Origin of the sequence: Mesorhizobium sp. M7A.F.Ca.US.005.03.2.1 (assembly GCF_003997795.1) — a bacterium.
GTDB lineage: Bacteria > Pseudomonadota > Alphaproteobacteria > Rhizobiales > Rhizobiaceae > Mesorhizobium > Mesorhizobium ciceri.
The window spans coordinates 1-8712 of record NZ_RZRP01000191.1; the positions used below are offsets into that span (position 1 = coordinate 1).

Below are 8712 nucleotides of genomic sequence, written 5' to 3' on the forward strand. Positions count from 1 at the left end.
CGCCGCCAACGTATCGCTGACCGGCTCCGTCAACGACCAGCCGCTCGATATCAAGGCAGCACTGGTGACAAGCGAGGGCAAGCGTTCGATCAACGGATTCCTGGTCTCGCTGGGCGACAACAAGGTCTCGGGCGATCTCGCGCTGGACGACACGTACATGCCGCTCGGCACGCTGACGCTCGACGCGCCCGCTATCGACCAGTTGGCCGCACTGGCCGGCCAGGCGGTGACGGGCGACATCGACGGCACCATCGGCTTTGCCAAGGAGGGCGACGCGCCCTCCGTCGCGATCGATGCGAAGAGCACTTCGATCGCGCGTGGCGACGTGACGGCCAAGGCCATCACCGTCAATGCGCTGATCGCCAATTATCTCAAGGCGCCGGCGATCGCCGGTTCGATAAAGGCTGACAGCGTCACTTCCGGAACCACCGAAATCAGCGGCATCGGCGTCGACCTGAAGCGCGACGGCGATTGGACCAATTTCACCGGCGGCGCCACCATAGCGGGCATTCCGGCGACCGCTGCCGGCCGGGTGAAGATCGCCGACGGCAAGACGAGCGTCGAGATTGCCTCGGGCGAGGCGACGGTTCGCGGCATCAAGGCGGCAATCGCTCAGGCGTCGACACTGAGCATCGCCAACGGCACGGCCAGCATCGAGAAACTGGCGCTCGATGTCGGCGGCGGTTCGGTGACGCTGTCGGGCACTGCCGGTCAGACGCTCGACCTCGCGGCGCAATTTTCGGCACTGCCCGCGGCGCTCGCCAATGAATTTTCGCCCGGCCTCGACGCTGTCGGCACGCTCAGCGGCACGGTTGGAGTGACCGGGCCGCCGGCCGCTCCCGATGTCCGCTTCAATGCGCAACTGGCCGGTATCGAAACCAGCCAGACCCGGCAGGCCGGGCTCGGGCCGCTCGCCGTCGATGCGGCCGGCAGATACACCTTGGCCGGCGGCGTTGTGCTCGATCAAGCGACACTGACCGGCGACAAGATTTCCGGCAAGGCAGCCGGCACCCTCAATCCGAACGGCGCCAGCGATTTTGCGCTCGATCTCATCTCATCCGGCCCCAGTCTGCCCCTGATTCTCGGCAGCGCCGAGAGCCCGGTCAAGATCGAGATCCGGTCCTTGTCGGCAAAGGTGGCGGGCGAGAGCACGCGGGCCCGCCTGGATGTCTCCGCGATCCTGCCCTCGATCGTCACCAGTCCAGCGAGGGTGGACGGGCTTGCCCTGGCGCTGCACTCGGATGCGTTCGATCTCAAGAACCGTGCAGGGTCGGTTTCCGGCACAGTGTCGGTGGACAAGGTCGGTCTCGACAATCCGGTGATTGCGCCGCTGATCGCCGGCAAGGTCACGGCGGCGCTCAGCGGTCGCCTGACAGCCGATGCGGTTGCCATAGACAGCGGCTCGCTCAGGAGCGATGCGCTGAACAGCCAAGTTGCCGGCCAGGTATCGCTGCGTGACGGTGCCATCGACCTCAATCTGAAGGCGGATACCCCATCGTCGGCCTTGCCGGCGGCGGCGCGCGGCATGCTTGGCGAACGCGCTGAGATCAGCGCCACGCTGAAGCGCGACCCCAACGGCAGTATCAATATAGGCGGATTGAAGCTGACCTCGGGCGCGCTGACCGCAGACGGGCAAGCCAGCCTTGCCGACAACAAGGTAGCCGCCGACATCAAGGGTGCGCTGAGCGACATCTCGCTGCTGTCGAAAGACGCCAAGGGCGCCATCGCTTTTGCGTTGAACGCGCAGGGCCCGGCCGCGGCGCCGGACCTGTCGTTGACCATCGACAGCGACCGCCTTCTCGTGGCGGCGCGAGAGATCACCGGGCTGAAGCTGGCCGCCACCGGCAAGGCCGATGCCGCCAATCCGGCGGCGAATGTGCAGCTGACCGGCAATGTCGCCGGCCAGGCGCTGCAAGGCAGTGCGGTGCTGGCGACGGCGGACGGCAAGAGCGCCATCAATGGCCTGCTGCTGTCGCTCGGCAAGAACAGGATTTCCGGCGATCTGGCGCTGGACGAGAAGTTCGTGCCGGTCGGCACCATCGCGCTCGACCTGCCCGATATCGGCCCGCTGGCAGCACTTGCCCTGGAGAAGGCCGAAGGCGATGTGCGCGGCACGATCGCCTTTTCGAAGAACGGCAATGCGCCACAGGTCGCAATCAAGGCGGCGACAGCATCGATTACGCGCGGCGACCTGCAGGCGAAAGCCGTCTCGATCGATGCGCTGGTCGCCAACTATCTGGCGGCGCCCGTGATCTCCGGAAAGATTCGCGCCGACACCGTCACGTCGGGCGGCACCGTGATCAGCGGCATCGATGTCGACTTGAAGCGCGACGGCGACTGGACCGGCTTCTCCGGCGGCGCAACCGTCAAGGGCATTCCGGCACAGGCCGCCGGCCGGGTGAAAGCGGCCAACGGCACGACGACCATCGAGCTTGCCTCCGGCCAGGCGACCGTACAAGGCATCAAGGCGGCCATTGCCCAGGCCTCGACCGTCAGCATCGTCAACGGCATGACGACGCTGGACCGGCTCGTGCTCAACCTTGGCGGTGGTACGGCGACGGTGACCGGCAAGGTCGGCACGGCGCTCGACATCAATGCGACGCTGGCGCGGGTGCCGATGTCGCTCGCCAACAGTTTCTCGCCGGGGCTCGACGCCGCCGGTTCGATCTCAGGCACGGTCAAGGTGACGGGTACGCCGGCGAACCCCGCCATTGCCTTCAACCTCGACGCGGCCGGCGTGCAGACCTCGCAGACGCGCGGTGCCGGTGTCGGTGCGGTGAGTGTCTCCTCGTCGGGCACCTTCGGCGGCAACAAGCTGACCTTCAATGCCAATGTCGGCGATGGCGCCGGCCTTGGCCTCAAGGGCGGCGGCACCGTGACGACGGCCGGCACGCCGTCACTGGTGCTCGACTTCAATGGCGTCGTGCCGTTCGGCCTGCTCAGCCAGAAGCTGGCCGCGCAGGGCCTGTCTTTGTCTGGAACCGCCAATGTCAACGTGCAGGTGCGCGGTCCGGCGACATCGCCCGTCATCGGCGGCAGCATCAGCACCTCGGGTGCGCGCCTTGTCGATGCGCGCTCCGGCCTCGCCGTCAACGATCTCGCCGCCGATGTCTCGATTGCCGGCGGCGTCGCCAGGATCAACCGGCTGACCGGAACGCTGTCAACGCGCGGCAGCCTGTCGGCCAGCGGCACGGTCGGCATCAACCCGGCGCAGGGTTTCCCGGCCGACCTGTCGATCAAGCTGGTCGACGGCCGCTATACGGACGGCAGGGTGGTGACCGCCAATCTCGGCGGCGACCTGACGATCAAGGGACCGCTGACCTCCGCACCGGTCATCGCCGGCACCGTCAATCTCGCCAAGACGGTGATCACCGTTCCCGACAAATTGCCGGGCTCGCTGGCGGCGCTCGACGTCAAGCACAAGAACGCGCCGGGCGCGGTCAAGGCGCAGGACAAGGCGCTGCGGCCGCCGACGACCAGCGGCAAGGGCGGCGGTAGCGGCCTTGCGCTCGATGTCACGGTCAACGCGCCGAATCAGATCTTCATCCAGGGCAGGGGCGTTGATGCCGAACTTGGCGGCTCGCTGAAGCTGACCGGCCCGGCCTCGTCGCCGCAAGCGGTCGGCACCTTCACCTTGCAGCGCGGACGACTGTCGATCCTCGGCAAGCGGCTGACCTTCACCGAAGGCACGGTCGGGTTTTCCGGCTCGCTGGTGCCCTATCTCAATTTGACGGCGACCACGACGACGACCAGCGCCACCGTCACCATCGTGGTGTCGGGCGAAGCGACCAATCCGAAGTTCACCTTCTCCTCGGTGCCGGCGCTGCCCGAGGATGAGGTGCTGGCGCAATTGATCTTCGGCCGCTCGATGTCGAACCTGTCGCCGCTGCAGATCGCCCAGCTCGCCGAAGCGGCGGGGCAGCTGGCCGGCGTCGGCGGCTCGACGTCGCTGCTGGAAAACCTGCGCAGCGCCATTGGCGTCGACGATCTCGACGTCACCACCGACGACCAGGGCGGCACGGCGGTTTCGGCCGGCAAATACCTCAACGACCGCACCTATGTCACCATCCAGAAGGGCGACAAGCCTGGCTCGGGCAAGGCGACGATCGACCTCAATGTCGGGCGCGGCGTCAAGCTGCGCGGCGAGGCCAACGATGCCGGCGAAGCCAAGGGCGGCATCTTCTACGAGAAGGAATACTGACAGTCCGGCGGGGCTTTTGGCCTCATGGTGGATCGATTCTGGTGCTGTGCGGGCCAGAGTAAATGTCTCAGTTTAATCGACTATCGCGATTCCAGAAGAATCCGTCGGACAGTAGCAAATTTGCGCCAAGACTGTCGTTATCACGCGAACCGCTCCCCTTTCAAAGTTGCACATTCCCTAACATGTTCTCAATCCACGCCGTCTTTGACATCATGGCCTGGATGCGGAATGTTAAAAGGCGGAAAGCCAACAATGGGAGTTAAGTCATGACAATTTATAAGAGTAATGGCGATCGCGTTCCGGATCACATCCTGGCCATGGCCGAAGAAGCCAAGGCAGGCAAGGTGGACCGCCGCGAATTCCTGGCCATGGCCAGCGTCTTCGGCGCATCGACGGCAATGGCTTACGGCTTGCTCGGCCTCGCCGATCCGACGCCGGCGAAGGCCGAAGAGGTAAAGGGCAAGAAGGGCGGCACGCTGAAGATCGCCCAGTGGATCAAAGATCCCAAGGACCCGCGCAAGGCCGACTGGTCGGAAATCGCCAATGCCGAGCGCCAGGCGCTCGAGCCGCTGGTCAAGTACACCTCCGAATACACGTTTCGCCCCTATCTGCTGGAAAGCTGGGACGTCAACGACGACGCCACGCAGTACACGCTGCATGTGCGCAAGGGCGTCACCTGGTCGAATGGCGATGCCTTCACCGCCGATGACGTCATCTTCAACCTGAAGCGCTGGGCTGACAAGAAAGCCGAAGGCAATTCCATGCCCGGCCGTCTCGGCTCGCTGGTCAAGGACGACAAGCTCGACGAAAGCGCCGTGACCAAGCCGGACGACCACACGGTCGTGCTTAAGCTCAGCAAACCGGACATCGCGCTGATTCCGAACATGTGCGACTATCCCGGGCTGATCGTCCACAAGACCTTCGATGAGAAGGGCGGCGACTTCAAGGCCTGCCCGATCGGCACCGGTCCGTTCGAACTCGTCTCCTACGATGTCGGTCAGAAGGTGGTCTACAAGCGCCGCACCGATGACAAGTGGTGGGACGGCGAAGTGTTCCTCGATGGCCTGGAATTCATCGACTACGGCACCGATCCGGCAGCCATGGTCAGCGCTTTCGAGGCCGGCGAAGTGCACACCAACTTCGAGACTTCGGCCGACTATGTGTCGATCCTCGACGGCATGGACCTGGTGAAGTCGGAAATCGTCACCGCGTCGACCATCGTCTGCCGCACCAACGTCAACAACAAGCCCTATGGCGACCAGAAGGTGCGCAACGCGCTGCAGCTTGCGGTCGACAACAATGTCGTCTTGCAGCTCGGCTACGGCAATGCCGGCTCGGTCGCCGAAAACCACCATGTCTGCTCGATCCATCCGGAATATTACGAGCTGCCCAAGGTTGCCCGTGATCCGGCCAAGGCGAAGGCGCTGATGGCGGAAGCCGGCCAAGCCGACTTCGAACACGAGCTGATCACCGTCGACGAAGACTGGCACAAGAACACCGGCGATGCGATCGCCGCCCAGCTGCGCGACGCCGGCATCAAGGTGAAGCGCACCGTTCTGCCGGGTTCCACGTTCTGGAATGACTGGACGAAGTATCCGCTGTCGATGACCAACTGGAACATGCGTCCGCTCGGCGTCCAGGTTCTGGCCATCGCCTATCGCACCGGCGAGGCCTGGAACGAGGCCGGCTGGTCGAATCCGGACTGGGATGCCAAGCTCAATGCGGCGCTCGCCGTTGCCGACGCCGCCAAGCGCAAGGACATGATGAAGGACATCGAGCAGATCCTGCAGGATTCCGGCATCATGATCCAGCCGTACTGGCGCAAGCTCTACAGCCACTCGGTGAAGGCGGTGCAGAACTACAAGATGCACCCGACCTTCGAGCGCGACTACGGCAAGGTCTGGCTCGACCAGGCTTGATATCGCATCGACATGGAGGGAAGGGGCTCGCTCCCTTCCCTCGCTCTTTGCATTGTCCGTCCCTGCTGGTCCGCACATTCTCAAAAAAGTTGCGGACTCGCGGGCAAGGCCATGCAACAAAAACAGGGTTGATCGCATCCGAAGGCCTGTTTGACAGCCAGCCCCGCCGGTCACGGCAGGGTTGGCTTTCATAGCCGGCTCAAACCCCAACCCATCGGCAGGGGGCCGCCATGCTTTCCTTCGTTATCAGGCGTCTTGGCACCATGGCATTGACGATGCTGTGCCTGACCATGGTCGTCTTCTTCCTGATCAACCTCGAACCCAATCTGAAGAAGCTGGCGATCAGCCAGACCGAAATGCATACGTCGGCCGAGCAGCTCGAGAGCTGGCTGGTCAACCATGGCTACCGGCAGAACTTCTTCGTCCGCTACGGCCAGTGGCTTGGCGTCTTGCCCAAGCAGCCGGTAACCGACCCGGCGACCGGTAAGCCGGCGCAGCGTTTCTCCTTCTGCAACGATCCGCTCGTGCCGACCTTTGCCGGCGTTTTCCAGGGCGATTTCGGCTGCTCGACCAAGTTCAAGGCGACCGTCGCCTCAAAACTGTTTCCGGCACTCGGCGCTACCGGCATCCTGATGTTCTGGGTGCTGGCGGTGATGGTGCCGATCTCGCTGCTGATCGGCATTCTGGCCGGCATGCGTGAGGGGTCGCGAACCGACCGGGTGCTGTCCGTGGCGTCGATCGCCTCGACGGCGACGCCTGAATATGTGTCGGGCGTCATCTTCACCGTCATCTTCGCCTCATGGCTAGGCTGGCTGAACGGCTCGGCGGCTTCGGCCAGCCAGGGCATCACCTTCTACAATTTCACACTGCCGGTGATGACGCTGGCGATCTACGGCATCGGCTATATCGCCCGCATGACGCGAGCTTCGATGGTCGAAGTGATGACGCAGCAATATATCCGTACCGCGCGGTTGAAGGGTCTCTCCTTCGGCAGCGTGGTGGTCAAACATGCCTTGCGCAACGCGCTGATCGCACCGTTCACCGTCATCATGCTGCAGTTCCCTTGGCTGCTCACCGGCGTCGTCATCGTCGAGGTGATGTTCCGCTACCAGGGCTTCGGCTACACGCTGGTCGAGGCGGCCGGCAACAACGATATCGACCTTTTGCTCGGCTGCTCGCTGGTCTCGGTGTTCATCGTCTTGATCACGCAGCTCATTTCCGATGTCGGCTACGCATTTCTCAATCCGCGTATCAGAGTTCAGTAGGGAGCGAAGCCGATGCCGGTTCAATACATCAGTGGCTTCACCGTCGTTTTCGAAGTGCTGTCGCGCTTCTGGCCGGTCTGGATCGCGCTCGTCATCGTCATGGGCGCGAGCTTCGCCTACAAGAAGAAGCTGGCGCTCTACGGCCAGCTGTTCGACAGCGGTGTCGGCATCGTCGGCGTCGGCATCTGCCTGTTCTGGCTGTTCACGGCGATCTTCGCCGCGACCATATCGCCCTTCGATCCGCTGGCCCAGATTCCGATCATGAAGGACGTGCTGCCGGGCGCCGTCGAACCGCAGTCGGGGCTGACCTATCTGTTCGGCGGCGACAAGCTGGCGCGCGACGTGTTTTCGCGCATGGTCTATGGCAGCCAGATCGTGCTGATCATCGCGCCTGCCGCGACCGGCTTCGCGCTGATGGTCGGCATCACGCTCGGCCTGCCCGCCGGCTATTACGGCGGCAAGATCGACACCGTGCTGTCGTTCCTGGCCAACCTTGTGCTCGCCTTCCCGGTGATCCTGCTGTTCTACCTCTTGGTGACGCCGGGTATCATGGACACGCCGATCCCGTACGGCATGGCCGGCGTGTTCTTCCTGTTCCCGATCATCTTCTTCAGCGTGCTGTTCTGGACCCGCTACAAGAACCGGCCCGACCGGCTCTACATCCTGCTCGGCATCACCCTGATCCTCGGTGGCTGGATCTATCTCGGCCTTGTGTTCGATAAGGACCCGCTGCACATCGTCCATATCGATCCAAACCAGCTCAACATCTTCGTGGCGGTGGTGTTCGCCTCCAGCCCCGGCGTGTTCCGCATCGTGCGTGGCCTGGTGATGGACATCAAGACGCGCGACTATGTGGCGGCGGCGCAGACGCGCGGTGAATCGCCCTGGTACATCATGCTGTGGGAGATCCTGCCCAATGCGCGCGGGCCATTGATCGTCGATGCCTGCCTGCGCATCGGCTACACCACCATCCTGCTCGGCACGCTCGGTTATTTCGGCCTTGGCCTGGCGCCGGAAAGTCCGGACTGGGGCACCGCGATCAAGGACGCCAGCCGCCTGCTGCGCTCCTTCATCCATCCGGCGCTGCCGCCGACCATCGCACTGATGTCGTTCGTGCTGGGCTTGAACCTGCTCGCCGACTCGCTGCGCGAACAATCGATGAAAGACTGATGTCGCGGGTTTCGACCCGATGGGCCTGAGAGAAACAGGTCTGGAAGAACCAGGATTGGAGCGACCCATGAACGAGGCAGTTCGAAATCCCGCCAAGCCGACCCCCGGGCCAACCAAAGGGCCGATCATCGAGATCGAGAACCTGTCGATCTCCTTC

4 protein-coding genes are annotated in these 8712 nt (G+C 63.7%); all 4 read left to right on the plus strand.

Annotated elements, in window-relative coordinates:
• Positions 1–4201 (plus strand): translocation/assembly module TamB domain-containing protein (locus tag EN991_RS13215; RefSeq protein WP_127368912.1); only part of this gene is annotated, 4201 nt, incomplete at its 5' end.
• A 266-nt stretch (positions 4202–4467) separates the two neighbouring features.
• On the plus strand, positions 4468–6120 hold the full coding sequence (locus EN991_RS13220) for an ABC transporter substrate-binding protein (protein ID WP_013530882.1): 1653 nt from the start codon (positions 4468–4470) through the stop codon (positions 6118–6120).
• A 230-nt stretch (positions 6121–6350) separates the two neighbouring features.
• Complete coding sequence (locus tag EN991_RS13225; RefSeq protein ID WP_013530883.1) at positions 6351–7385, plus strand: ABC transporter permease; 1035 nt, start codon at positions 6351–6353, stop codon at positions 7383–7385.
• 12 nt (positions 7386–7397) lie between these two features.
• A complete protein-coding gene (locus EN991_RS13230) occupies positions 7398–8555 on the plus strand; it encodes an ABC transporter permease (RefSeq protein WP_013530884.1) in 1158 nt (385 codons plus the stop codon).
• Positions 8556–8712 lie beyond the last annotated feature (157 nt).